Origin of the sequence: Halobacteriovorax sp. ZH5_bin.2 (genome assembly GCF_043196375.1) — a bacterium.
Lineage (GTDB): Bacteria > Bdellovibrionota > Bacteriovoracia > Bacteriovoracales > Bacteriovoracaceae > Halobacteriovorax_A.
The window spans coordinates 488,556-511,722 of the sequence record NZ_JBEBMJ010000002.1; the positions used below are offsets into that span (position 1 = coordinate 488,556).

At 37.2% G+C, this 23,167-nt stretch carries 24 protein-coding genes; 16 read left to right on the plus strand and 8 right to left on the minus strand.

The window, feature by feature from the left end:
- Positions 1–31: 31 nt before the first annotated feature.
- Genes ABMA76_RS07465 through ABMA76_RS07480 form a run of 4 tightly spaced genes read right to left on the minus strand, consistent with a single transcriptional unit; the run spans position 32 to position 3,230 of the window.
- Positions 32–808 carry an exodeoxyribonuclease III gene (locus ABMA76_RS07465; protein ID WP_392907494.1) on the minus strand — a complete coding sequence of 259 codons (777 nt, stop codon included), beginning with the start codon at positions 806–808 and terminating at the stop codon, positions 32–34.
- A gap of 2 nt (positions 809–810) precedes the next feature.
- Positions 811–1,578, minus strand: a complete 768-nt coding sequence (locus tag ABMA76_RS07470; RefSeq protein WP_392907492.1) for an enoyl-ACP reductase — start codon at positions 1,576–1,578, stop codon at positions 811–813.
- 22 nt (positions 1,579–1,600) lie between these two features.
- Positions 1,601–2,278 (minus strand): response regulator transcription factor, encoded by a 678-nt coding sequence (locus ABMA76_RS07475; RefSeq protein ID WP_392907490.1) that lies wholly within the window; start codon positions 2,276–2,278, stop codon positions 1,601–1,603.
- A gap of 1 nt (position 2,279) precedes the next feature.
- Entirely contained in the window at positions 2,280–3,230 is a 951-nt protein-coding gene (locus tag ABMA76_RS07480; RefSeq protein WP_392907487.1) for a sensor histidine kinase, read from the minus strand.
- 83 nt (positions 3,231–3,313) lie between these two features.
- On the opposite strand from ABMA76_RS07480, the gene deoC reads away from it, so the two are divergent.
- The 3 genes from deoC to ABMA76_RS07495 all read left to right on the plus strand — a co-directional run bounded on the left by deoC (position 3,314) and on the right by ABMA76_RS07495 (position 4,702).
- Positions 3,314–3,982: a deoxyribose-phosphate aldolase gene (gene deoC / locus ABMA76_RS07485; protein ID WP_392907484.1), complete on the plus strand. Its 669-nt coding sequence runs from the start codon at positions 3,314–3,316 to the stop codon at positions 3,980–3,982.
- 72 nt (positions 3,983–4,054) lie between these two features.
- Positions 4,055–4,342 carry a hypothetical protein gene (locus ABMA76_RS07490; protein WP_392907482.1) on the plus strand — a complete coding sequence of 96 codons (288 nt, stop codon included), beginning with the start codon at positions 4,055–4,057 and terminating at the stop codon, positions 4,340–4,342.
- Positions 4,343–4,432: 90 nt separating this feature from the next.
- Positions 4,433–4,702 carry a flagellar protein gene (locus ABMA76_RS07495; RefSeq protein WP_392907480.1) on the plus strand — a complete coding sequence of 90 codons (270 nt, stop codon included), beginning with the start codon at positions 4,433–4,435 and terminating at the stop codon, positions 4,700–4,702.
- On the opposite strand, the gene ABMA76_RS07500 is transcribed toward ABMA76_RS07495, so the two are convergent.
- Complete coding sequence (locus tag ABMA76_RS07500; RefSeq protein ID WP_392907477.1) at positions 4,697–5,728, minus strand: CpaF family protein; 1,032 nt, start codon at positions 5,726–5,728, stop codon at positions 4,697–4,699. The genes ABMA76_RS07495 and ABMA76_RS07500 overlap by 6 nt on opposite strands.
- 22 nt (positions 5,729–5,750) lie before the next feature.
- A complete protein-coding gene (locus tag ABMA76_RS07505; protein ID WP_392907475.1) occupies positions 5,751–6,428 on the minus strand; it encodes a hypothetical protein in 678 nt (225 codons plus the stop codon).
- Positions 6,429–6,501: 73 nt separating this feature from the next.
- Here ABMA76_RS07505 and ABMA76_RS07510 point away from each other — a divergent pair, with 73 nt between their 5' ends.
- The 4 genes from ABMA76_RS07510 (at position 6,502) to ABMA76_RS07525 (ending at position 8,590) form a co-directional block, all read left to right on the plus strand.
- Positions 6,502–7,002, plus strand: coding sequence for a hypothetical protein (locus ABMA76_RS07510; protein ID WP_392907473.1), 501 nt, complete (start codon positions 6,502–6,504; stop codon positions 7,000–7,002).
- On the plus strand, positions 6,989–7,336 hold the full coding sequence (locus ABMA76_RS07515) for a hypothetical protein (RefSeq protein WP_392907471.1): 348 nt from the start codon (positions 6,989–6,991) through the stop codon (positions 7,334–7,336). The genes ABMA76_RS07510 and ABMA76_RS07515 overlap by 14 nt, the downstream gene beginning before the upstream one ends.
- 9 nt (positions 7,337–7,345) lie before the next feature.
- Positions 7,346–7,849 carry a YtfJ family protein gene (locus tag ABMA76_RS07520; protein ID WP_392907470.1) on the plus strand — a complete coding sequence of 168 codons (504 nt, stop codon included), beginning with the start codon at positions 7,346–7,348 and terminating at the stop codon, positions 7,847–7,849.
- Positions 7,850–7,981: 132 nt separating this feature from the next.
- A complete protein-coding gene (locus ABMA76_RS07525; RefSeq protein ID WP_392907468.1) occupies positions 7,982–8,590 on the plus strand; it encodes a transposase in 609 nt (202 codons plus the stop codon).
- A 39-nt stretch (positions 8,591–8,629) separates the two neighbouring features.
- Here ABMA76_RS07525 and ABMA76_RS07530 read toward each other — a convergent pair whose 3' ends face one another.
- Both ABMA76_RS07530 and ABMA76_RS07535 read right to left on the minus strand, forming a co-directional pair.
- Positions 8,630–10,300, minus strand: a complete 1,671-nt coding sequence (locus ABMA76_RS07530) for a CRTAC1 family protein (protein WP_393061294.1) — start codon at positions 10,298–10,300, stop codon at positions 8,630–8,632.
- A 75-nt stretch (positions 10,301–10,375) separates the two neighbouring features.
- On the minus strand, positions 10,376–12,142 hold the full coding sequence (locus ABMA76_RS07535; RefSeq protein WP_392907464.1) for an acyl-CoA dehydrogenase family protein: 1,767 nt from the start codon (positions 12,140–12,142) through the stop codon (positions 10,376–10,378).
- A 243-nt stretch (positions 12,143–12,385) separates the two neighbouring features.
- On the opposite strand from ABMA76_RS07535, the gene ABMA76_RS07540 reads away from it, so the two are divergent.
- Genes ABMA76_RS07540 through ABMA76_RS07580 form a run of 9 tightly spaced genes read left to right on the plus strand, consistent with a single transcriptional unit; the run spans position 12,386 to position 23,165 of the window.
- Positions 12,386–13,837 carry a hypothetical protein gene (locus ABMA76_RS07540; protein WP_392907462.1) on the plus strand — a complete coding sequence of 484 codons (1,452 nt, stop codon included), beginning with the start codon at positions 12,386–12,388 and terminating at the stop codon, positions 13,835–13,837.
- A gap of 15 nt (positions 13,838–13,852) precedes the next feature.
- Positions 13,853–16,219 carry a type II secretion system secretin GspD gene (gspD, locus tag ABMA76_RS07545; RefSeq protein ID WP_392907460.1) on the plus strand — a complete coding sequence of 789 codons (2,367 nt, stop codon included), beginning with the start codon at positions 13,853–13,855 and terminating at the stop codon, positions 16,217–16,219.
- Between the two features lie 20 nt (positions 16,220–16,239).
- Complete coding sequence (locus ABMA76_RS07550; RefSeq protein WP_392907458.1) at positions 16,240–17,973, plus strand: GspE/PulE family protein; 1,734 nt, start codon at positions 16,240–16,242, stop codon at positions 17,971–17,973.
- 17 nt (positions 17,974–17,990) lie between these two features.
- The gene (gspF, locus tag ABMA76_RS07555) at positions 17,991–19,199 is read left to right on the plus strand and encodes a type II secretion system inner membrane protein GspF (protein WP_392907456.1); all 1,209 of its coding nucleotides are present in this window, start codon (positions 17,991–17,993) and stop codon (positions 19,197–19,199) included.
- Positions 19,200–19,246: 47 nt separating this feature from the next.
- Positions 19,247–19,702: a type II secretion system major pseudopilin GspG gene (gspG, locus tag ABMA76_RS07560; RefSeq protein ID WP_392907455.1), complete on the plus strand. Its 456-nt coding sequence runs from the start codon at positions 19,247–19,249 to the stop codon at positions 19,700–19,702.
- Positions 19,703–19,726: 24 nt separating this feature from the next.
- Positions 19,727–20,392, plus strand: coding sequence for a Tfp pilus assembly protein FimT/FimU (locus ABMA76_RS07565; protein WP_392907453.1), 666 nt, complete (start codon positions 19,727–19,729; stop codon positions 20,390–20,392).
- Positions 20,377–20,889, plus strand: a complete 513-nt coding sequence (locus ABMA76_RS07570) for a prepilin-type N-terminal cleavage/methylation domain-containing protein (protein WP_392856314.1) — start codon at positions 20,377–20,379, stop codon at positions 20,887–20,889. Before ABMA76_RS07565 ends, ABMA76_RS07570 begins: the two co-directional genes overlap by 16 nt.
- Positions 20,890–20,896: 7 nt before the next feature.
- Positions 20,897–21,814 carry a type II secretion system protein J gene (locus tag ABMA76_RS07575; protein WP_393061296.1) on the plus strand — a complete coding sequence of 306 codons (918 nt, stop codon included), beginning with the start codon at positions 20,897–20,899 and terminating at the stop codon, positions 21,812–21,814.
- Positions 21,798–23,165, plus strand: coding sequence for a hypothetical protein (locus ABMA76_RS07580; RefSeq protein WP_392907449.1), 1,368 nt, complete (start codon positions 21,798–21,800; stop codon positions 23,163–23,165). The genes ABMA76_RS07575 and ABMA76_RS07580 overlap by 17 nt, the downstream gene beginning before the upstream one ends.
- Positions 23,166–23,167: the final 2 nt, after the last annotated feature.

Genomic DNA, 23,167 nt, shown 5'->3' on the forward strand with positions numbered 1-23,167 from the left:
GCCAGCTTATGCTGGCTTTTTTTTATGTCGATTACTTAAATTCAATTGAAAGTGGACAGTGATCACTTCCCATAACTTCAGGCTGATGCCAGCAGTTTTTCACACGTGATACAAAATCATCTGTTGACCAAAAGTAATCAATACGCCAGCCAACATTTCTTGCACGACAGTCGCCACGATAAGTCCACCAAGTGTAGTGGCCATTTTCTTCTGGAGAAGTGAATTCACGGAAAAGATCAGTAAAGCCCTGGGCCTTAAACTCATCCATCCATTCGCGCTCAAGAGGAAGAAACCCCGTTGTCTTCTTATTTGTCTTTGGATTTGCAAGATCATTTTCAGTATGAGCTGTGTTGTAATCACCACAGATCACAACTTCTTTCTTTGTCTTCTTCTTAAGAGCTAATGCCTTGTCAGCAACGGCACGACAGAAGTCCATTTTATATGGAACACGCCCGTGATCTCTTTGGCCATTTGGGAAGTAGCAATTAAAAAGAATATAATCATCAAATTCAGAAATAATCGTTCGTCCTTCGCAGTCGAACTCAGGGATTCCAAGCCCTACAGTATGCTTAACATTAATACCCTTTCGAACCCAAGTTGCAACTCCTGAATATCCTTTTCTCTCTGCAGGTGCGATAAGCACTTCGTGATGATCAGGATTATTTAAGCGCTCACTTAATTGTTCAGGTAATGCCTTTGTTTCTTGCAGACAAATTACATCTGAATTATCTTCTAAATACCAATCGTAAAAACCTTTCTTTTCGCAGGCCCTAAGACCTGCGACGTTCCAACTAGAAATTTTAGCCAAAACTAAGCTCCTAAGATCGAGATACCAGAGTCAACGTAAAGTACTTGCCCAGTTACACCATTTGCAAGGCGTGAACCTAAGAACACAGCTGCTCCACCAACATCTTCTTGAGTTACGTTACGACGAAGTGGCGACTTCTCTTCAACGTCATTTAAGAAACCTTTAAGCCCTGGAACACCAGAGGCTGCAAGAGTTCTAATTGGACCTGCAGAGATACAGTTTACGCGAATTCCTTCTGGCCCTAGATCATCAGCAAGGTATCTCATTGTTGATTCAAGAGATGCCTTAGCAACACCCATTACATTGTATCCGTTAAGAACCTTAACTGAACCATGGTAAGTAAGAGCGATAATAGAACAATCTTTTGCCATAAGTGGCTTAAGAACATTACATACACCTAGTAGAGAGTATGCTGAGATATCTTGTGCCATCTTGAAACCTTCACGGCTTGTTTTATGAAAGCGATCCTTAAGATCTGTTTTATCTGCAAACGCAAGTGAGTGAACAATAACATCAACCTCACCCCATTTTTCTTTTACAATCTCGGCCATCTTAGTCATGTGATCTTCATTTTGAACATCTAGTTCAAATGTAAACTCTCCACCAATTTCGGCGCTGAGTGGTTCAACTCTTTTTTGAAGAGCTTCGTTTAAGTATGAAAATGCAAGACGTGCACCTTGCTCTTTCATTTGCTTTGAAATTCCCCATGCAATTGATTTGTCATTTGCAAGGCCTAGGACTAGAACTTTCTTTCCTTCTAAAATTCCCATTTATTACTCCATTTTTATTATATTATTTAATAAATTTGTAACCGACTGAACGGATACTAATTATATGTTTTGGTTCCTTTGGGTTTTCTTCAAAGTATTTTCTAAAACGTACGATGAAGTTGTCAATGGTACGAGTATTTGAATCCTTTTTGTAGCCTAATAATTCAAGTAACTCACCGCGCGTCACCACTTCACCCTCACTTTGAGTTAAAAGTGTCAAAATCTTCACTTCCTGCTCAGTAAGGGCATATTCCTCGCCTTGAGAGCTGGCCTTAAAGTCAGAAAAATTAATCTCATTCGCACCAAATTGATAGACTGACACTTCTTTCTTTGTCCAACTTGAACGCTTTAAAAGACGCTTTACGCGCAAGATGAATTCATCAAGATTAAAAGGTTTTGAAAGATAATCATCTGTCCCCAAATTAAAGCAACGCACCTTCGACTTTGAGCTATCCTTAGCAGAAAGAACAAGGATAGGTGTTTTCTCATTAATCTCACGAATTTGAACGAGGATATCCTCACCGCTTAACACTGGTAACATGAGATCAAGAACAACTAAATCAAAGTCCTGCTCACGATAAAAATTAATCCCCTCGTCTCCACGACTTGCATGGACAACTTCATAACCTTCAAGCTCAAGGTTTAAGATAATTCCTTTTGCAATATTTTGCTCATCTTCAATAAGTAAAATACGACTCATACTAACTAACCTTATTTTTAAAAATTAACTTTAATGTTGTTCCCTGGCCGAGGCCTTCACTGTCGGCACTAATACGGCCACCGTGTATTCTCATAATCTGCATCGCCATATAAAGACCAACCCCACTTCCCTTTGAAGACTTTCCAGCTTGATAGAATTTTTTAAAGATATTCTTGATATCCTTATCCTCGATCCCATCTCCATTATCCACAAAAAAGAGCTCACTAAAGCGTTTCCCCTTTTGGAAGATGATCTCCATTGTCTTATGCTCTTTACTATTATAGCGAATAGCATTTGTCAGAATATTCATTAAGAGAATATCAAATAGCTTGCGATCAAACTCGATAGACTCCTCATCATCGAGATGAACAAAAGAAACCTCTAGTTCAGAAAAATTATGACGATTGCGATAAACAAACTCTTCAATTGTTTGGCGAATATTAATCTGTCTTAGATCCGGCTCGACTTTCTTTTCTTCAAGTCGACCTAACTGTAGGATTTGTTCAATATTATCCCCTAGTCTCTCAGTGTCATGCCTCATAATATCGAGATACTCTAACTGCTTCTCTCTCTCAAAACTGTGACGTTTTAAGGTATCAATGAAGATAGAGATTGAAGCAACAGGAGTCTTAAGCTCATGAGTGAAGCCATTAATAAAATTTTGCTGCATACGATAGAGCTGACGAAGCTTTTGATAGTAGTAGAAAACCATACTAAAGCCTACGATAATCAAGGATACTAGTATCGATAGAATGAGAATCATAACCCATGTCTCAGTCTGCTGAAACTGAACGAGAGGGATATTTGATTTCTTCACAAAGTCCGTTAACTTTGCGTTTACCTCTAGGTAAGAAGAAATATAGAGATATAAAGAAATCCCTAAGGCCACCAAGCTCGATATAAAGATAAAGAGTGGGTGAATAAAAAATGGGCCGCGTTTAATAAGTGACATATTGCAAATATTAGCAATTATTGGCACTATAAGTTAAGGAAATAATCTCAATAATATATCAAAGAATTTAAATCGAGGAATTTATGCAAGACATCGCTCAATTTATTGACCACACTTTATTAAAGCCTGAAGCAAGTAGCCTACAAATTAAAAAGCTATGCCAAGAAGCTAATGAGTATGGTTTTAAATCAGTTTGTATAAATCCTAGTAATATTCTTGAAGCAAAGAAACACCTTGATCCAAGTAAGTCTCTTATTTGCACAGTTATCGGTTTTCCACTTGGTGCCATGACAACAGAAACGAAGGTTTTTGAAACAAAGGATGCTATCGAAAAAGGTGCCCAAGAAATCGATATGGTTTTAAATATTGGTAGACTTAAGGAAGGAAACCTTGAGTACGTTGAGCAAGATATTGCGGCCGTTGTTAAGGCCGCAAACGGAAAGATTGTTAAGGTTATTTTTGAAACTTGTCTTCTTAATGAAAAAGAAATTCGTTTAGCGGCCAAAGCATCGATAAGTGCTGGAGCTAGCTTCATTAAGACTTCGACAGGATTTTCAAGCGAGGGGGCCAATCCTGAAGTAGTCTCAATAATGATTGATGAGGCTCAAGGAAAATGTGAAGTTAAGGCCTCTGGTGGCGTTAGAAGTCTAGAGGATGCTCGTAAATATCTAGAAATGGGTGTAAAAAGACTGGGAACAAGTTCTGGTGTCGCAATTATGGAAGGTGAAAAAAATATCACAACTTCTTACTAATGTGTAAGTTTGCATCTGAGTATGCTATTGATAGAAGTAGATGAGAGAGAGGGACTCACACAAGGAGTTTTCATGAAGTCTATTTTGCTATCAGCAACTGTAACTTTAATTTCAATCAAGGCGTACGCAAGTCTGCCATGTGAGCAACTCGACCAAAACCTAGCTTATGAAAACACTCGTGAATTCATAAGCATCAAAAAGAAAATCACAGAAAATTCTCAATTAAATGATGACATTCGAAATCGAATTAAATCACTTATTAAGAACACAAGAAATTACTACTTCAAATCGGGATGTCAAAACCTAAGACATCAACAGCTTGGTATTTTACTAGAGCTTAATGAGTTGAAGAAGTTATAAGATTTTCTTTACCGTTGCCTACCTACTATTGCGTCCAGCAAAGTGCCACAATGACTTGAGAGTCATTAGGGCCAAGGCCAGGAAGGTTATATGGAGAGAATCGCACACCAATTAACAATTTCAAAGCATGCAAAGAAGAGACTGCTAGAGCGTCAAATTCACTTTAGCGAAATTGATTATTGCCGCTTAAATGAAGCTGCTCATAAATTGAAATTAAAAGGTTCCAAAGAGTCCTTAGTTATCACAGATGAAGCTGCCTTTATTCTCGACATTGATCGCTACTGTCTAATCACAGCAGTAAATAAAGATGAGCTTAGTGATAATATTTTTACTAAAATTGATGCAACAATGATCTTATAAAGTATTCCAGTAATTAGTTGGAAGCTCTCCTTTTTTCGCCAATTCATTAGCAAGGCCAGGGACGGCTCCACCAAAAACGAGTTCACCATTTTCAATCTCAAGAACAGAAGTTGTAAGAATATTATTTCCTTCCATACTATTGACTTCCATCACCTGAGTCACTTTTCTTCTGCCATCGTCTGTTCTTCCAAGCTGAATAATGAAGTCGACAGCTGTTGAAATATATTTTCTTACTACATGATATGGAAGATCAAATCCGGCCATTAAGAATAATGCTTCAACTCTTTGTAAACACTCCACTGGAGAATTAGCATGAATAGAAGTCATACTTCCATCATGTCCTGTATTCATGGCCTGAATCATATCAAAAACTTCGGCCCCTCTTACCTCTCCGATAAAGATTCGATCGGGCCTCATTCGAAGAGTATTCTTAACAAGTTGACTCATTGAGAGCCCTTCCTTGCCACTTGTTAGGCCGGCCTCAAGTCTTACACAATTAGTATTGCCCACGACAAGCTCTAGTGTATCCTCAATTGTGATAATTCTCTCATCTGGAGACACTTCCTTTAGAAGCATATTCATAAAAGTCGTTTTCCCAGAACCTGTACCACCAGAAATTAGAATATTCTTTTTTGCCTTAATAAGTGATTTGAAAAAAGGAATATACTTTTCACTAATACCAAATAACTGAGAGTGTTTATCTAATTCGAAATTATTTGAAAGGTATTTTCTAATTGTAATGGAAGTGCCTTGAGAAGCATATGGTTCACTAATAATATTAATACGTGAGCCATCGGGTAACCTTCCATCTAAAATAGGGTTCTCATTTGAAAACTTCTTCTTATTAAATAGTGCAACTTCATTAGAAAATTCGAGAATATCTTTTTTATTAAGAGGAACATTAAGTCCAATAAACTCTCCTCCTCTTTCAACAAAAACATTCTTTGTTCCGTTAATCACAATTTCAGAAATTCCTTTCTTCGTCGAAAGATCTTCTAACATTTTCCACACACTATTATCTGCCATACTCTTCCTTCTTCACACTATCTTAAACTGTTTTCGACGCAATCAAGTCAGTGTCTCCAATACTTAAGGCGTAATTAATTATATTTTTTTGTAGTTGGTATTTCTGGTCTGTTGCAAGCATCGACTCAATCGTCTCAAAGCTCTGTTTCGCTCTAATTAGTCCAAAAAGTTTTTCTTCACCTAAGTATTTTAAAAAGTGAACAAGCATTAGTATCAAGATATCAATACGAATATTTCTATTTTTAGATTGAGCTAATAGTTGATCAATTCTTCGATCCGGGAAATAAGGATGCTCCTCAATACTTTCAAGATCAGATTCATAACAAGAAACTTTTAGGTACATACCAAGTGAAATTAAACGAGAGTAGCCACTTACCGTTTTATCGCGAAATCGTGATTCAATCTTTTTGATATCCTCAACCTCTTCTGTCAAAACAGCATGAGGGTGATTACTATTGTAGAGAAAGTTCATGTAGTAGGCCAAGAGACGATCACGAATTCCATGCCAACCATACTTCTTTACTAGAGAGGTTAAATCAGTCTCCTCACCGCCATTTAAAATACGATAAAGAATCCTGGCCATTGCAGGTGATTCAAAGAGAAATCTTTGTAAATCAACAGATGTGTTACTTGAGCTTGAAACATCACTCAAAAGTAACTGACAAAATCTCTCGGGAAGTTCTACATAATCTAATTCCATAAAACTATGATAAATGAGATTTAGGTGAGATTCCAGCTTTATATTAATAAGCTGCTGCTGTTATAATAGATCTATGAAAACACCCATTTTAGAAGAATTTAAACTCAAGGCCATTGATAAAGAAGAAATAAAACTGGCCATGAAAACTTACCGTGTTGGTCATCAGCCACTTTATCTAGATGCATCGAAACTCCAAAGAGATCGACTTATTAAATTGCTGGGACTCTTATCTAATGTTTTAGAGGAAGAAAACCTTTCACCAAAGTTTCCTTATCCCTTCTACATCATCTCAGATATTGAAGATATTTGGACTCGTTTTCCTATCTTTAAGTCACTTGAGGATCTTCCTAAGTACTACCAATTTGAAGCGGCCAGGCCTACAAACAAAGAACAGAAAATATTGGACTTCATTGATATCTCAGCTTCTAATATAAGAAATGAAGATGTACAGTTATGTCTTGATGAGTTCGGACGAACGATTTCTTCACAGAGAATCATTAAAGCACTTGCTAAAGAAGGTTCGAAACTTGAAAAGATAATTTCAATCATGGAAGACGAAAATGTCAGAAGATAATCAAAATGATGACCTTAAAAAAATTGATCAGCATATAAAGAAGGTCCTAGGAGATGAATTCGCTCCTCCTCCTAAGAAGCAGTCTTCAGGTAATGAAGAGCATAAGCTGACAAACTTTCTCGATATAGAAAAAAATCGCATCAAGCAGCTAAAGGACTTCTTTCAAACGAGAGTTCCAAATGTTATTGAATTAAATCAATTTGATGAACTGATGCAAGAGTTAGTTGAGTATAATGACCAACTTCGAGCAAAAGTGTTAAAGAAGACAGTTCAAAAAGACTCTAAATTTAGTTTAAACTTAAAACAAATATTTAATAAAACTTTTATCGAATAGGAGAAGTGAATGAAGAAGATTTTTATGATGGCACTTTTATGTGTATCAACTTTAGCAATGAAGCCTGCAATTGTTGAAATTTCAGGTGAAAATGGTGGTCGCCTAAATGGAAAGGCCTGGTCTTCATCAGAGCTAAAAGATAAAGTTCACGTTCTATTCTACGTTGACCCTGACGAAAAAGACTTAAATAATCACGCCTCAGAGGCCCTTGCACGCGAAAAATTTGACCTTAAAAAGTATGCTTCTATTGCAGTTATTAATATGGATGCAACTTGGCTTCCAAACTCAATCCTTGAGGGTGCTCTAGAAGACAAGCAAAAGAAATATCCTAACACTCTTTATGTAAAAGACCTTGAAAAAGTAATCGTTAAAAAGTGGAAAGGAATCGTAAAAGATGACGACTCGAATATCCTTGTTTTCGATAAGTCAGGTAGCATTGTTTATAAGATCAATGGAAAAGCAAGTGATGCTCAAGTGAAAGAGATGATCTCAATTATTAAAAAGAATATGTAGGTGCCATGCACCTTTGGTTTCGCACCTGCTAACAAGCGGGTGCAAACTCTCCCCTATTTTCACATACGAAATATTCAAATAAATACTCCTTTTTTAATTTTATTCATTCCTAAACTCAGTTATCAGTGCTGAATGCCAAGAAAACCAATAATTAGAACAAATCTTTGTCCGTACCACGTTTATATCAGAACAAATAATAAGGAATGGTTCGATATTCCCATGTCTACCGTTTGGAACTATTGTTTGAAATCAATCAAATATGCTCAAAATCACCATCCAGTCGAAATCCAAGCATTTGTATTAATGACAAATCACTATCATCTCTTAATCTGGACTCCAAATTGTGATATCGATCGTTTTATGTTCTTTATGAATTCCCACTTAAGTAAGCTGATAAGAAGAGAGACAGGTCGAATCAATCGCATATTTGGAGATCGCTATAAGTGGTCAATTGTTAAAGACCAAAAGTATTATCAAACGGTATTGCGTTACGTCTATCAAAACCCGAATCGCAAAGGAATTACACAAAAGTGTCAAAATTATGAGTTTTCGACTCTGTCTTATGTAATTAAGAATGAGGATTTGGGATTTAAATTAAAAGATCCAATAATTGGAGATACTAAAAATTTCTTAGAGTGGGTAAACCAAGAAGACGAGAAGTTTTCATCTACTAGAATTAAAGATGCTTTAACAAGGCCAGAGTTTAAAATAAAAAATAATAGAACTTCCCGTCGTATTTAGCAGGTGCGAAACCAAAGGTGCATGGCACCTACTCGGCACCTACTCTTTTATGATTGTCGTTGAGTTCATCAAGACAGGATAAGTCTTTCTAAGCTTCTTCCCATTTTTTAATAAATAGGGCCATTCAACGACAACTTCACTAACCTTCTCATCTCCAAGACCAATGTGAATATAAGATGAATTTTGAGGCTGAAATTGCCCAAAAGATGGATAGTGTTGGCGAGTAAAAGTATTGCCCTTATCTGTATCTACGATTACCTTCGCACCATAAGCTTCTTTATTAGACTTTTTTCCAATGAGCTTAAGTTTGATAAAATTCTTTTGTGGGAGTTGATTTTCGAATAAATAAACTCTCGGCCCAATTCTAAAATCACGAGTATTCGTTTGAATCGTTAGAATATCCATTCTACCATCATCGTTATAGTCTAGGACGACAGTTGAGCTTGGATTCACAATATCAATTCCAAGATCTGGCGCACGGTTAACTAACTCATGATCATTTTCTTGTACAAATGAGACAAGTCTTGAGTGAGGCGGAAAGCCAGAGTTATCAACGATTAAATCAATAAGGCCGTCGTTATTTAAGTCACTCCAAAGCCCTCTCATATCACCTTGGTTCCAATTAGCCTTCGCTTCATCATTTGTATACTCTGTACGAATGAAAGAAATATCCTTAAGACCTTTATTCGTCAAAATACTTGAACGATCGCGCGAAGCTAAATCAAGAGAGTGAGAGATTTCTCCCATGGCAATATCGTAGTAGCCATCATTATTATAGTCACCACAAATTGCAAAGGTAGAGTTCCCACCGTTATAGCGGCCACCACTAGTGATTGTATCCATACTGTAACCAGAACTCTTGCCCGTATCAGTGTAGACAATATTTTTTCCACGCTTTGATGAAAGCCAAAGCTTATTTGGATAACCAGCAGAGTTACTCGTTAAGATATCAGGGATGCCGTCATTATTTATATCACAAATACTTGATGAAAAAGTCGGTGCAATATTTATATATGTATCACCACGCTGGTCTAGTTCACTTGTTAGGGCACCAGAAATTCCGAAGACCTTACCTTTCTTATAAGTAAAGAGGCGATTCTCAATTGCCTCACCCTCTTTATTACGGTCAAACCAATTAGCGACAAAGAAATCTAAGAGCCCGTCATTATCATAGTCAAAGAGGTTAACGTTTGAAATTGGTGCAATGAAGTCAAAGCTGGTTTCACCAAACTTTCTAAAGACAATACCATTATTACGAGAAGGGCTTCCCTTATACGAAACAAGAGGTTTCTTCGTTAAGGCCGACTTCTGGTTATGAATCCCTGTAATAACATCGACAATTCCATCCTTATCAAGGTCCGCAAATTGTAAGAACGTCACCTGAACATCATCTTCAAAGTAGATATTCTTAGCTTTAACAAAGCCTTCATCCGTGGCCAAGTAAAACTGAGGAACAGAATAATTCCCATTTAAGAAAACGAGATCCTCTCTTCCATCACCGTTGATATCATATACATAAACACGTGACGCCTTAATACCACTTAGTCCAAGTTTTCTCGTCACATCGACAAATTTCGAAGATGACTTTGTTGGCCCATAATTGAGCCTTACTTGTTTAGTTTTTGATTTCTTTTCTTTCTTTTTAAAAACCTTACTAGAACAAGAAGTTAAGAGTATGGCCGAAGAAAGTAGCAGGAGAGAATATTTCATATCAATATTCTAATAGGCCCCAGCATTTTTTACTAGGGCCTAAGAGATTATTTTTTAAATTGTCATGAAAAATAATTAGAAGTTAATGATATCTAGGCCGTAACCGTCATTTGCACAAACTTGATCAGAAGTTTCTTTAACAACTTTATCATCGTGTGAAGTCATTGCCTTAAGATTTGTCACAACAACTGCTCTTGCATCTTTAAGTGCTACACGAGCAAGGTTAAGAGCATAGTCTTTCTTGTCTTGTTCGATCTTGTCACTATTAAGGATTGAAGTTGTACGAGAGATTACTGCTAACATTACATAAAGGTTCATCGCCATTTCAGCAATTCTCTTTTGTGGAAGCTCATTTCCAATAATATTCTTACCATACTTCATTAGTGTATTCTCAACTTGAATTGCGAATTGACCAAGAAGAGAATTAAACTTCCCTGCTTCCTTTTCAAGCTTAGCGTGATGCTTAGTGATTAGACGTTGCCCAATCATCTTTGATAGACGGCCTTTTGCGAAGTTTGTTAATACACCTACTGACTTAATCGGATCTTGAAGAGCTTTTGAAACATCAGCCGCTTTACCAAGTGCTTTCATGCTTTCAGATGGATTTCTAATACCAGAAAGAGCAAGGAAGATTCTTAAAATTTCGTTTGTTCCTTCAAAGATCATATTAATACGAGAGTCTCTCATAATTCTTTCATATGGATACTCTTTCATATAACCATTACCTGCTGCAATCTGCATCCCTTGATCAACAACTTCCCAAAGAGATTCAGAACCATAGATTTTACAAACAGCTGTTTCTAGGTAGTAGTCGTTTAGACCTTTACACATATTACCAGTTGTCATGTAAACGATTGATTCAGTTGCATAGATTCTTGCTGCCATAAGAGCAAGTTTATCTTGAATAAGGCCAAATTCAGCAATTGGTGCACCAAATTGCTTACGTCCTTTAGCGTGCTCAGTTGCAAGCTTAAGAATAGTCTTCATTCCACCAACACATCCAGCACCAAGTGATAGACGTCCAGAGTTAAGAACGTTCATCGCAATCTTGAAACCTTTTCCAAGCTCACCAAGAATATTTTCTTTAGGAACAATTACTTTATCAAAGTAAACCGCACGTGTTTCAGAGGCGCGGATCCCCATTTTGTTTTCTTTTTCACCAAATGAAAGACCTTCCATTCCCTTTTCGACAACAAAACAAGAGATCTTCTCTTTTGTTTCACCATCTACTTCGTGATCTGTCTTACAAAATACTGAGTAAAATTCTGCTGTACCAGCATTTGTGATCCAAAGCTTCTGTCCAGTGATCGTATATGTACCGTCACCATTATCAACGGCCTTTGTCTTAATCGAATATGCATCAGAACCTGAGCCTGGTTCAGTTAAACAAAATGCTGCTAACTTTTCACCTGAAGCAAGTTGTGGAAGCCACTTTGCCTTCTGTTCTTCAGTTCCTTCATTAAGTAGTGCACGGTAACCAATTGACTGGTGAGCACCAATCATTGTTGCAACAGCACCATCAAAAGAAGCAACTTCTGCAAAAACGCGACTATAAAGAGTATAATCAAGGCCAAGACCACCTAGATCTTCATGAACACCCATCCCAAAAAGCCCAAGTTCAGCTAGACCTTGCATTACTTCAGGCGGGATCACACCTTCATGATCCATTTTCTCACCGTCTAAAGTCCCCTCACAGAACTTATTTACAGCGTTCACCATTTCGCGCCCAAAGTCTTGCTGCTCATCAGTAAAACCAGGGTATGGAAATACATTGTCTTCTTTAACTTCACCAAAGAATAGATCTCCAACAATGGAGTCCATCATTTGCTTTTCTTCACTCATCATTAAGTCCTTTTTTAAATCCATCTATGTGGGTAGAAATTTGATTGACTAGAATTCCCTGACATTTTAGCACGACATACGTCAAATAATCAAAGCAAACACTTACTAAAGTTTGTCCGACAAAAACACTCGGTCGAAAATAAAGAAAATTCTTACCGAATATATCAATGGTTGATGCTTTGGGTAAACAACCTTAAAATACTATAAGGTATTAAAATATAAAAACTTTCAAGAAGAAACTTAATGACGAAAAAGAAAGGATTCTTTTCAAAAATTAAATCAAAGTTATCCAAGGAACAGGATGACAGTGAATTTATTGAGCATGAAGAAACTCATCACGATGGCGAGGAGTACGAAGAAGAGTACGAAGGCGAAGTCTACGAAGAAGATGTCGACGTCCCTCTTCCACCCCCTCCAGCAGCTCAACTTGAAGCTCATCAAGAAGATGACAATGTGTTGGAAGACCCAACCCTAGAAGTCTATATTGATGACCTTGAGGCACATTCTGAAGAAGACGCTGGATTCTTATCAAAGCTTAAGAGTAAGCTCTCTAATAAATCAAAAGATGACACAGAAGATGAAGACTCTGAAGAGTTTTCGGATGATGAAGAAGACGAACTAGAAGTAGAATCAGGCAATAAGTACAATGTCATGCAACGTATGCTTGATAAGATTAAATCTAAAACAGAAGATTTTGACTTATCAAAAGTTGGCGCTGGAAAAAGAGGAAAAGGTCACCAATCTGGTGCCCAATACTTCCTTCCTAACCTTCTAAGTAATGAGTCTCGTCCAAAGATTCATCACTACTTCTTAATTCTCTTAACTTGTGCCTTCTTATATCAGATTGGAAAGTTTGCCGCTCTTTTTCTAAGTGGAAAAGATAACAGCGCAAAATTCCAAACAAACTTTAGTCGCCCTACTACATACGACCACAATCCATCGATTGCTAATTTTAGAAATTACAACCCTTTTAATATTCAAGAAGATGAGAATGAAAAAACTGAAACAAAAGTTAAGCGTCCAAAGAATGTTGTTAAGGTTTGTCATTCGGCCGATCAAGAATCAAGACTTGGCTTTAAGCTGCTAAATACGATCGTTCTACAAAATACAAAGAAGTCAGTTGCGAGTGTTTCTAACCGTGGAAAAGTTGAAAACGTTCGTGTTGGTGGAAAGATCAATAATATTGCAGAAATTGGAAGTATCACTCGCCAAAAAGTTATCTTTAAAAATTTAAGAACTGGTGAATGTGAATTCATTGCAAATGTTGATGAGAAAGCGAAACGCTTTGCACGCAAGGCCAATACAAAGATTCTTCCTCCAAGTAGAGCGAAAGAAGTTATGCCTGAGTTCAATAAAGATATTAAAGTTGAAGGAAATAACTTTAAAATCAAGAAAGAACTACGTGACTCTCTCCTAAGTAATATTGGAGACGTTCTTACTCAGGCCAAGGCCATTACGATAAAGAATCCAGATGGATCACTTTGCTTCAAAATGACTGAAGTTAAACCTGGTTCAATCTATTCATACTTAAATGTTCAAAATGATGACATAATTTGTGAAATTAACGGCGCAAAAATCGAGAATATGAATCAAATTATGGGAATGTTTGGAAAAATTAAGTCTACGGACTATTACGAACTCGGTATTAAGAGAAACGGAGTTCAGCAAAGCTACAACTACAATTTTGTCGAATAATTATAGGGATCATGGATGAAGAAACTATTTTTAAATCTCTCAGCACTATCTTTACTATGTCTTGCCGCAGATCCGGCACAGGCTCAGTTTAGACAATTTAAATCGAAAACGAAGGTTAATCGTGATGCTACTCCTTCCGCTGCCAACCTACTCAACAGTGGGAATGCAGAGTCAGGAAGTGATGCATTTGGTAGAACGGCCAATCAACCAAAGAAGTCTGACGATGCTTACGTTAACTTAAACCCAGAAACTGCTTTTGGGCCAGAGATTGTAACGAGCTTTGATTTCGAAGACACTTCCCTACAAGACCTGACAAAGCATATGCAAAAGCTTACAGGGCTTAACCTTATTATTGACAAGGACCTCAAAGGAAAGATATCAATTTCAGCACCGACTCCAATTACAGTTGGTGATGCATGGAAAGCATATTTAGCAGCACTTAATATGAACGGCTTAACTATGGTTAAATCTGGTGCTTTCTACAAGATTGTTCAAGCAAGAGATATTCGCTACATCCCAACAAAGATTTACACAGGTAATTATGTTCCGGAAACAGAGAATTACCTAATGAAGATTATTGCTCTTAAAAATATTGATTCAACAGAAGTTTCTCGTTCATTTAGACCCTTCATGTCTCGTTACGGGCGTATTATTGAGATCAAGCAAACAAATACAATTATCATTCAAGATACAGGTTCTAACATCAACCGTTTAATGAGCTTAATTAAATTCATCGATGTTCCTGGACACGAAGAAACTCTTCAAATTATTCCAGTTAAAAATACTTCAGCTTCTGAAATTGCCAAGCTTCTGGATAAGATCCTAAAAGATGATACATCGAAGAAAACTTCTTCAAGAAGAAGCTCTGATGGTGGTGGACAAATTATCTCTAAACTTACGGCCGAGCCACGTACAAACTCAATTATTGCCATGGCAAACTCAAGTGGGGCAAAGAGACTAAAAGAGCTTATTAATAAGCTTGATGTTGAGTTAGTTGCTTCAAATAATGAACAAATCCACGTTTACTACCTTTATCACGGTGATGCAGAAGATATGTCAAAAACATTATCTGAGCTAGTAAGTGGATCAAAGTCGAGAACATCAAGTACGAGAAGAACATCACGTTTTTCAAGAACTTCAAATGATGACAATAATGAACTATTCAATGCAGAAGTAAGAATTACTGCTGATAAATCAAATAACGCACTTGTTGTTACGGCGTCACCTACTGATTGGCTTACACTTGAAAAAGTTATTAAGAAGCTAGACCAACCAAAGGACCAAGTATTCATCGAAGGCCTTGTGATGGAAACAAATATTTCAAAATCTCGTGACCTTGGTGTTTCTATTGTTGGAGCATACGGTTCTGGAGCAGCTGATCGCGCCGGTTCAATCAACGGGACTTCAGGTTCAATACTGACTCAATTAATCTCTGGAACATGGACATCAATTGGTGGTCTATTTGCAGGTGTTGGTCTTGGTAATGAAATAGAAACAGAAATTAACGGTCAAACTGTTAAGATCGACTCTATTAACGCTCTAATTTCAGCAATTGCAAGTAATGGTGATACAAACGTTCTATCAACTCCACAACTATTGGTTCAAGATAATACTGAAGGAGTATTTGAAGTTGGTGAAAAAATTCCTGTACCGAAGGAAACACAAGCTTCAAATGGTTCGACAACGACATCACTTGAGACACAAAACGTTACATTAAAAATGAAGATAACTCCTCAAATTAACAAGGTAACGAGATATATCAAACTAAAAATTGACCAAAACTTTGAAGATTTCTCAAGTAGAGCTCTCCCATCTGGTGTACAAGCAGTAGGTGTTGGTACTGTTGTAAGAAGTGCCGTAACAACTGTAACTGTTCGTGACCGCGACACAATTGCAATGGGTGGTATGATGAGAGATAAGACAACTGATTCAGTAAGTAAGGTTCCCCTACTTGGTGATATCCCTGTTCTTGGTTGGTTATTTAAGAATACGACGACTCAAACAGAAAAACTTAATATGCTAATGTTCTTAACACCAAAGATTCTTGATAACTATCAAGAAGACGTTGCAAGCACTGTTAAAGAGAGCTTAAACCGTCGTGCTTCTCACCTTAAAGAATTCCATGGTGAAAAAGACCCATTTAAGTCAACAGCAAAGGGTCTTTACAACAAGGCACAAAAACAAGAGCAAGGTCCACTATATGATGAACAACGTAATAAGTATTACAAGCAACAAAATCATGATAGCGTCATGAATGACTCAGTTATAGAGCCTAGCTACAAAGATATCGTTCAAAAAGTAAACGCAAAGAAATCTGCTCCTAAGAAGGCCCCAGCTGTAAAAGTAAAGTCTTCAAATAAAGAAGTAGTGATTAAGAAGTAATATTAAAAGGCTTGATGTTAATGAGAAACCAAATGCTAGAAACATTTGAACACGGTAAAGAAAAGATTGGTGAGCTTTTAATTAAGCACACCTCTCTTACACGTGAGCAATTAGATGAAGCACTAGAGATTCAACAAGAATCAGGAATGCTTATCGGTGAAATCTTACTTAAGAAGAACTATATTCACCCTCACGATATTACAAAAGTAATTTGTCACCAAATTGAAATTCCTTATGAATCCGAAATTGACGTGGATTCAATTGATCCGGAATTAATTACGAATATTCCAATCAATTATGCAAAGACTCAAGAGCTTATTCCAGTAATGGAAACTCCTCGCTTTGTTTCAGTTATTATCACTGACCCATTCAATTTCGATGCTATTAATGATTTAAGAGAGATCTTTAAAAAAGATATTCATATCTCTGTGGCCCAGCCTCTAAAAGTTAATGATGCCATTAACCGTGTTTATGAGAAGGCCAATAAGAATATGGTTCAGTCCCTTGAAGATGAGTTCGATGAATCTCTTGATCTTGATGGGCCAATTGATATCTTAGATGCAGGAGCTGACGAGGCCCCTGTTATTCGTTTTGTAAACTCAATTATCTTTAGAGCTGTAAAAGAGCGCGCTACCGATATTCACATTGAACCTTATGAAAAAGAGTCAATTTACCGCTTTCGTATTAACCGAGTTATGACGGAAGTTTTAAGACAACCACTTAAGACACACTCTGCCGTTGCCTCACGTATTAAAGTTATGGCAAAACTAGATATTGCAGAAAAACGTCTTCCACAAGATGGGCGTATCCCTATCAAGATGGCCGGTAAGGATATCGATATCCGTCTTTCAACGGTACCTGTTCAAAATGGTGAGCGTATCGTTATGAGGATTCTTGAAAAAGATAATAATATCCTTCAACTTGATCACCTTGGTTTCCACGGTAAAGTTCTTGATGATCTGGATGCTCTATCACAAAGAAAAGATGGGATCGTTTATGTATCTGGTCCAACTGGACATGGTAAGTCGACAACTCTCTTTGCGATGCTAAGTCGAATTAACACACCTGACAGAATGATTATTACAGTTGAAGATCCGGTGGAATATGAAGTCCCAGGAATTTCACAAATTCAGGTAAATCATAAGATTGAACTTTCATTTGCCAAAGCACTTCGTGCGATCCTTCGTCAAAACCCTGATGTTATCATGGTTGGGGAAACAAGGGACTACGAAACAGCAGAGATGGCAATTCAGGCCTCTATTACAGGTCACTTTGTTCTTTCGACAATTCACACTAATGACGCTTCATCTGTACCGAACCGTCTGATTGATATGGGAGTGCAGCCATTCATGATTGCCTCTTCTCTTTCTGGTGCACTAGCGCAAAGACTTATTCGAACTCTTTGTAAGGAGTGTAAGAAGCCAAAAGATATTACAGATTTTGATCTCGAAGTTTTAGGGATCGATAAAATACCAGAAGGTTCAACAGTATATGAGGCCGTAGGTTGTCCAAGTTGTGACAATAAAGGCTACTCAGGAATGACTGTAGTAGCAGAACTTTTAATGATTAACGATGAAATTCGCTCTTTGATTATCAACTCTTCTCCATCTGGACAAATAAAAAGAGTTGCGCAAAAGTACGGGATGAAGACTCTTAGAGACGATGCAATTGAAAAGGTTCTTATGGGAATAACTTCAATTGCTGAAATGAACCGTGCTATTAATATCGAAGGTGAAGACGAAAGTTACGAGTAACAAAAGAGTAAGAAGACATGGCCATATTTGATTATAAAGGTATTGATCGCACCGGAACTGAAAAGAAAGGTAATATCACAGCAGAAAACGAACAGGCAGCAAAGGCCAAGATTCGTGCTAAAGGTATTATGCTTACAGCGATTAAAGAACATAAGTCTTCTAGTAAGTCTTCTTTTGAGTTGAACTTTGGAAGTAGCGTTTCAATCAATGACCTATCACTTATGACTAGACAGCTGGCCACTCTTGTCAAAGCAAAGATTCAAATCGTTGAAGCCTTCAATGCACTTATTGAGCAGTCAGAGAATCCAAAACTAAAAGTTGTCCTCTCTGAAATTCGCCAAAAAGTGAACGAAGGTAGCTCTCTTGCGGCTGCATTCTCAGACTACCCTAAAATCTTTGACCATATCTATGTCAACATGGTTGAGGCCGGTGAACAGTCAGGTACTCTTGATATCGTTCTCATCCGTCTTGCAGAATTTACAGAAGCACAAGTTAAATTAAAAAATAAAGTAAAAGGTGCCATGATGTATCCAATCATCATGCTACTTGTTGGTGCTCTTGTTATGGGAGTTATTCTTGTTCTAGTAATTCCAAAAATTACAAAAATCTTTGTTTCAATGAAAAAAGAATTACCACTACCAACAAAGATTTCGATTTGGTTATCAAGTTTTTTACAGCAATATTGGTGGGCCGTCATTATTGGAGCATTCGCTCTTTACTGGCTATTTAATCGCTATATTAATACTAAGAGTGGCCGTGAGAAATGGGACTACGTTACATTAAAGCTTCCTATTTTTGGTTCACTTATTACAATGGTGAACGTATCTCGCTTTGCTTCAACCTTAGCAACACTCCTGAATTCAGGTGTACCAATTCTTGCATCAATGAAAATTGTTAAAAACCTAATTGGTAATATTCATATGCAAGAGGCAATTGAAAATGCTCGTGTTAATATATCGGAAGGTTCTTCCATGGCAGCGCCCCTTGCACAATCGGGATACTTCCCTATCATGGTTACCCATATGATTAGTTTAGGTGAGAAATCAGGTGAACTCGAACCAATGCTTAACATCATTGCAGAAAACTACGAAGATCAGGTAGAATCTAAATTGAGTGGGTTAACATCTGTTCTTGAACCTATTATGATGGTCGGAATGGGTGGAGCAGTTGCCTTCATTGTTATGTCAGTTGTCGTACCAATGATGGAGCTAAACTCGATCAATTAAGCTTTTTTAGAGGATATAAAGAAAGAAGACATTTAAGGAGATTTTAAATGAAGAACAATTTTTTAAAGCGCCAAGTAATGAAGAGTCAGGCAGGGATGACACTAATTGAAATCCTTATTGCCCTTACTCTAATTTCATTAATGGGGACATTTATTGCAGGTAAGGTTTTCGACTCACTAGAAGAAGGTCGTGTAAAATCAGCAAACATTCAAATGAAGTCACTAGAGTCACTACTAAAAGACTTTAGAAGAAAGTGTAACTTCTACCCAACAACAGAAATGGGACTAGATGCACTTATTTCAAAGCCGTCTGGAGGACGCGAATGTAAGAACTATCCACCAAATGGATTTATCGATGCAGATGAAATCCCATTAGATCCATGGGATATGGAGTATGTTTATACTTCAGATGGAAAGACTTACAATATCATGTCTTATGGTAATGATAACGAAGAAGGCGGAGAAGGTTTCGCTGCTGATATCTACCTAAGAGATAAGAAGTAATTTAAATTAAAAGTCAGGGAAGTTATGCATAAGGCACATGGACAATCAGGTTTTACATTAATTGAAATTCTGGTATCCATGGCCTTAGCTTCCCTACTTCTCTACATGGTTGCAGGATCAACCTTTTCCTCACGCCGCAACCTCGATGATACGATTGAAAACATTGAACGCATTATTCGCTTCTCAAGTGATGAAGCTAGTTTAACAAATAAATTTTTACGTGTTGGTTTTGATATTGAAGATATCGACCAAAAGCTTTCTCTAGAAATGGCACAAAGTAATGACTTTGTTATCGACATGGATTCGACACAGAATTATGACGATCTGACAGAGGAAGAACAAAAAGAAGCAAATAAGCAAGGAAGATTTATGCCACTTCCCGACTTTGATGCGAACGAGTTTCGTCCAACAGGAGGAGTTCGTATTGTTGCCATAGGTAGCACCTTAACACAAAAATTACACACAACTGGCAAACCATATGTCTACTTTTACCCCACAGGTGAGAAAGATTCTGTTATAATTATTCTTGCAACTGAAGATGAAATGGTCGCGCTATCAACTGAGCCATATTCTCAAGTAATCAATCGTGAATACGTTGGCCTTGAAGATGTGAACTTCTCAAATGATGACTATATTGAAAAATTAACAACAAGAGCAGAAGAACTTTATAACGAATGGTTAAGCAATTAAAAAATAATTCAGGTTTTACCCTCATTGAGGTTCTTATTGCGCTCGCAATATTCGCAGTCTTTATTACTTCATACATTACCGCTCAAGGTTTAAATATCACAGACTCAATGGAGATGCGCACAGAGATTACTCTTCGTGAATACGGCATTGAGAAAATGAATGAAATCCTAGCATACCCTCCAGAGCTAAAAGATAGCATCACTCTAAAACCAGAGTCTGGAAAGTTTGAGAGTAATGACAATATCAGCTATAGCGTTGAATGGAAGAACTTCACTGTTCCAGACTTTGAAAAGATATCAGGCTCTGAAACACCAGATGATGGTGATGATAGTAACAATGCAATTCAAAAACAGATTTTTGGCGTTGTAAAAAAGAATCTTGAAAAACTTCTTTGGCAAGTCAGTGTGACAGTTAAAGATGATACTACTGATGAAACATATACTATTAGTACGTGGTTATCAAATGATAAGTACAAGGTGCAGATAAACGGACTCTAGGTTTTTAATGAAAGGCATAGAAAAAAATCAAATTCACAAGAATGAAGATGGCTTTACATTAATTGAAGTTCTTATCGCTATTGCTATTCTCTCTGTTCTTATGACGGCCATCTATACAATAGTCGACAGTAGTGTAAATACGAATGATCGAGTAACAAAAGAAGACCGAGAAAGGCTTCAGCTAGAAATTGGAATGATGAGAATAGAAAGGGATATCGAGTTAATCAACTCTCCCCTATACTATGAATCATCTAAGGCCGATGATAATAAGGCCTTTACTAAGGCGTATAACTCATCACAGTCCCAATCACAGTCAAGATCAAGACTTGGTGGCTCAAGTCAACAACAACAGCAGCAACAGCAACAATCTAAAAAATATGTCATGACGACTCATCTTTATAAGAATAAGAATTTTGACAACCTTTCAGCAGGTAATGTTCCGATTCCAATTCTTTTAAACGAAGAGAAAGGCTCTCTTGTTTTTCTATCATCTGCTAACCGAAGACTTGTAAAAAATATGAAGCAGTCTAATTTAATGTGGGTTCGTTACCGCGTGGTAACGACTTCAACAGATGGTCAAGACGAAGAAGAGAAAAATACAGAAGCACCTTACTCATTAACTCGAACAGTAATCCCTGTTGATATTTACAACAAGGATCTCGATTGGGAAAAGGCTAAAGAATATCCTGTTATTGAAAACCTTAGAGACTTTTCATTCGAGTTCTACAGCCCAGAGAAAGAGAAATTTGTATCTTCTCTTAGAGAGTTAAATAAATTAAGGAATACGCCACGTCTAATACGCATGAATATTGATTATGTATCAAAAAATGGTGATGAGCTTCAACTTAGCCGAACGATACGTGTTATGTGGCCAGAGTTTAATTCCAGCGAAGACTTAAAGGAAAAGTATGACTTTAAAAAATAAGAAGACAATACTTAGAAATGAGTCAGGAATTGCCATTATCATGGTAACTACAGCTGTCGCTATTTTAACTGTACTTCTTGCACAGTTCACATACGAAACCAAACTCAACAAGATTAGAATACAAGGACAAGTTGATAAGGTTCAAGCAAAGCTTAATGCTGAAGCGGGGCTTCACTACGCTCTTTCTGTATTAAAAGTTTATCGTGAAGCATGGAATAAACTTGAAGATAACACTTCTCTTCAGTCGACAATTTCAAAAAGTGATATTGAAGCAATTGCAACTCAACCTTTTATTGTTCCTATTCCTGTATCAACAGAGCTAAATGCACTACAAAAGAATGCCATTGCAGAATTTGAAAAAGAGTCTCTTATTCAAGGTTCAATCTCTGTAAGCCTGAAGCCTATCACAGGCTTTCTCAATCCAAATACATTAAGAGTCATCAAGCCTGTTAACGAGAGCTCGTCTCAGTCATCTTCAAGTGAAAGTGGTCAAGATGGTTCAACAATTACTCCACACCAATTTATGGAGAAGACGTTTACAGATATGCTTGAGAGAACGTTTAGAAATGAGATTGAAAATAATGAAGATTTTGCCCTTCACTATTCAAATTTAGATCCCAAGCTTCTTGTTAAAGAATTAAAGTATTATGTTTCAGGTAAAGAAGATTACGATGAACCTGAGAAGGCCGATATCGAAAGAACTTACCAAAATCTTGGAGTGGAAGCAAAGCATGCGGCCTTTGAAACTGCTGATGAACTCTATTCTCTTGCAGGTTGGGATGATGAAATCGTGAACTTAATTAAGGATCGAATTTCAATTCACAATGTATCGGTTATTAATGTAAACGAAATTACGATTAATCAACTAAAAGTTCTTTTTCCAGAAATGTCTGATGTTGCCCTTGAAGAATTCTTTAAATATCGCGATGGAGATGAGGAAAATGGTACATCACCAAGCTCATTTAAAAGTGATAAGGATTTTAAAGAGCTAATCACAAATCGAATTGGTGCAGTAGAACCTTCTGATTTTGATAAGAGAATTAAGGAATTCGCCGATGCCGATATTATTATTGGAACAGGTGGGAAATTATTCAAATTAGAATCAATTGGAAGCTACGCCGATACGATCTATAAGCTGACTGCTTTTATCGACTTACCAATAAAACCTCAGGCCCCATCAACGACGTCTCAAGGTCAAAGTGGACAGCAGGCCGGCGGTTCCCAAAACCCAGATGATGACGATGACGGTGGTAATGGACAACAGCAGTCAGGATCTGCCTCTCAGGGACAAAAGTCGACAGGAAAGAGCTATCTCTTACGCCCGAGAGTTGTAGAAATTCGCACTTACTAATG

Bases quoted from the DNA above. Each gene is read 5' to 3' on its own strand.
- ABMA76_RS07470 (WP_392907492.1), bottom strand. From the start codon at position 1,578: ATGGGAATTTTAGAAGGAAAGAAAGTTCTAGTCCTAGGCCTTGCAAAT.
- ABMA76_RS07475 (WP_392907490.1), bottom strand. From the start codon at position 2,278: ATGAGTCGTATTTTACTTATTGAAGATGAGCAAAATATTGCAAAAGGA.
- ABMA76_RS07480 (WP_392907487.1), bottom strand. From the start codon at position 3,230: ATGTCACTTATTAAACGCGGCCCATTTTTTATTCACCCACTCTTTATC.
- deoC (WP_392907484.1), top strand. From the start codon at position 3,314: ATGCAAGACATCGCTCAATTTATTGACCACACTTTATTAAAGCCTGAA.
- ABMA76_RS07490 (WP_392907482.1), top strand. From the start codon at position 4,055: ATGAAGTCTATTTTGCTATCAGCAACTGTAACTTTAATTTCAATCAAG.
- ABMA76_RS07495 (WP_392907480.1), top strand. From the start codon at position 4,433: ATGGAGAGAATCGCACACCAATTAACAATTTCAAAGCATGCAAAGAAG.
- ABMA76_RS07500 (WP_392907477.1), bottom strand. From the start codon at position 5,728: ATGGCAGATAATAGTGTGTGGAAAATGTTAGAAGATCTTTCGACGAAG.
- ABMA76_RS07505 (WP_392907475.1), bottom strand. From the start codon at position 6,428: ATGGAATTAGATTATGTAGAACTTCCCGAGAGATTTTGTCAGTTACTT.
- ABMA76_RS07510 (WP_392907473.1), top strand. From the start codon at position 6,502: ATGAAAACACCCATTTTAGAAGAATTTAAACTCAAGGCCATTGATAAA.
- ABMA76_RS07515 (WP_392907471.1), top strand. From the start codon at position 6,989: ATGTCAGAAGATAATCAAAATGATGACCTTAAAAAAATTGATCAGCAT.
- ABMA76_RS07520 (WP_392907470.1), top strand. From the start codon at position 7,346: ATGAAGAAGATTTTTATGATGGCACTTTTATGTGTATCAACTTTAGCA.
- ABMA76_RS07525 (WP_392907468.1), top strand. From the start codon at position 7,982: ATGCCAAGAAAACCAATAATTAGAACAAATCTTTGTCCGTACCACGTT.
- ABMA76_RS07530 (WP_393061294.1), bottom strand. From the start codon at position 10,300: ATGAAATATTCTCTCCTGCTACTTTCTTCGGCCATACTCTTAACTTCT.
- ABMA76_RS07535 (WP_392907464.1), bottom strand. From the start codon at position 12,142: ATGAGTGAAGAAAAGCAAATGATGGACTCCATTGTTGGAGATCTATTC.
- ABMA76_RS07540 (WP_392907462.1), top strand. From the start codon at position 12,386: ATGACGAAAAAGAAAGGATTCTTTTCAAAAATTAAATCAAAGTTATCC.
- gspD (WP_392907460.1), top strand. From the start codon at position 13,853: ATGAAGAAACTATTTTTAAATCTCTCAGCACTATCTTTACTATGTCTT.
- ABMA76_RS07550 (WP_392907458.1), top strand. From the start codon at position 16,240: ATGAGAAACCAAATGCTAGAAACATTTGAACACGGTAAAGAAAAGATT.
- gspF (WP_392907456.1), top strand. From the start codon at position 17,991: ATGGCCATATTTGATTATAAAGGTATTGATCGCACCGGAACTGAAAAG.
- gspG (WP_392907455.1), top strand. From the start codon at position 19,247: ATGAAGAACAATTTTTTAAAGCGCCAAGTAATGAAGAGTCAGGCAGGG.
- ABMA76_RS07565 (WP_392907453.1), top strand. From the start codon at position 19,727: ATGCATAAGGCACATGGACAATCAGGTTTTACATTAATTGAAATTCTG.
- ABMA76_RS07570 (WP_392856314.1), top strand. From the start codon at position 20,377: ATGGTTAAGCAATTAAAAAATAATTCAGGTTTTACCCTCATTGAGGTT.
- ABMA76_RS07575 (WP_393061296.1), top strand. From the start codon at position 20,897: ATGAAAGGCATAGAAAAAAATCAAATTCACAAGAATGAAGATGGCTTT.
- ABMA76_RS07580 (WP_392907449.1), top strand. From the start codon at position 21,798: ATGACTTTAAAAAATAAGAAGACAATACTTAGAAATGAGTCAGGAATT.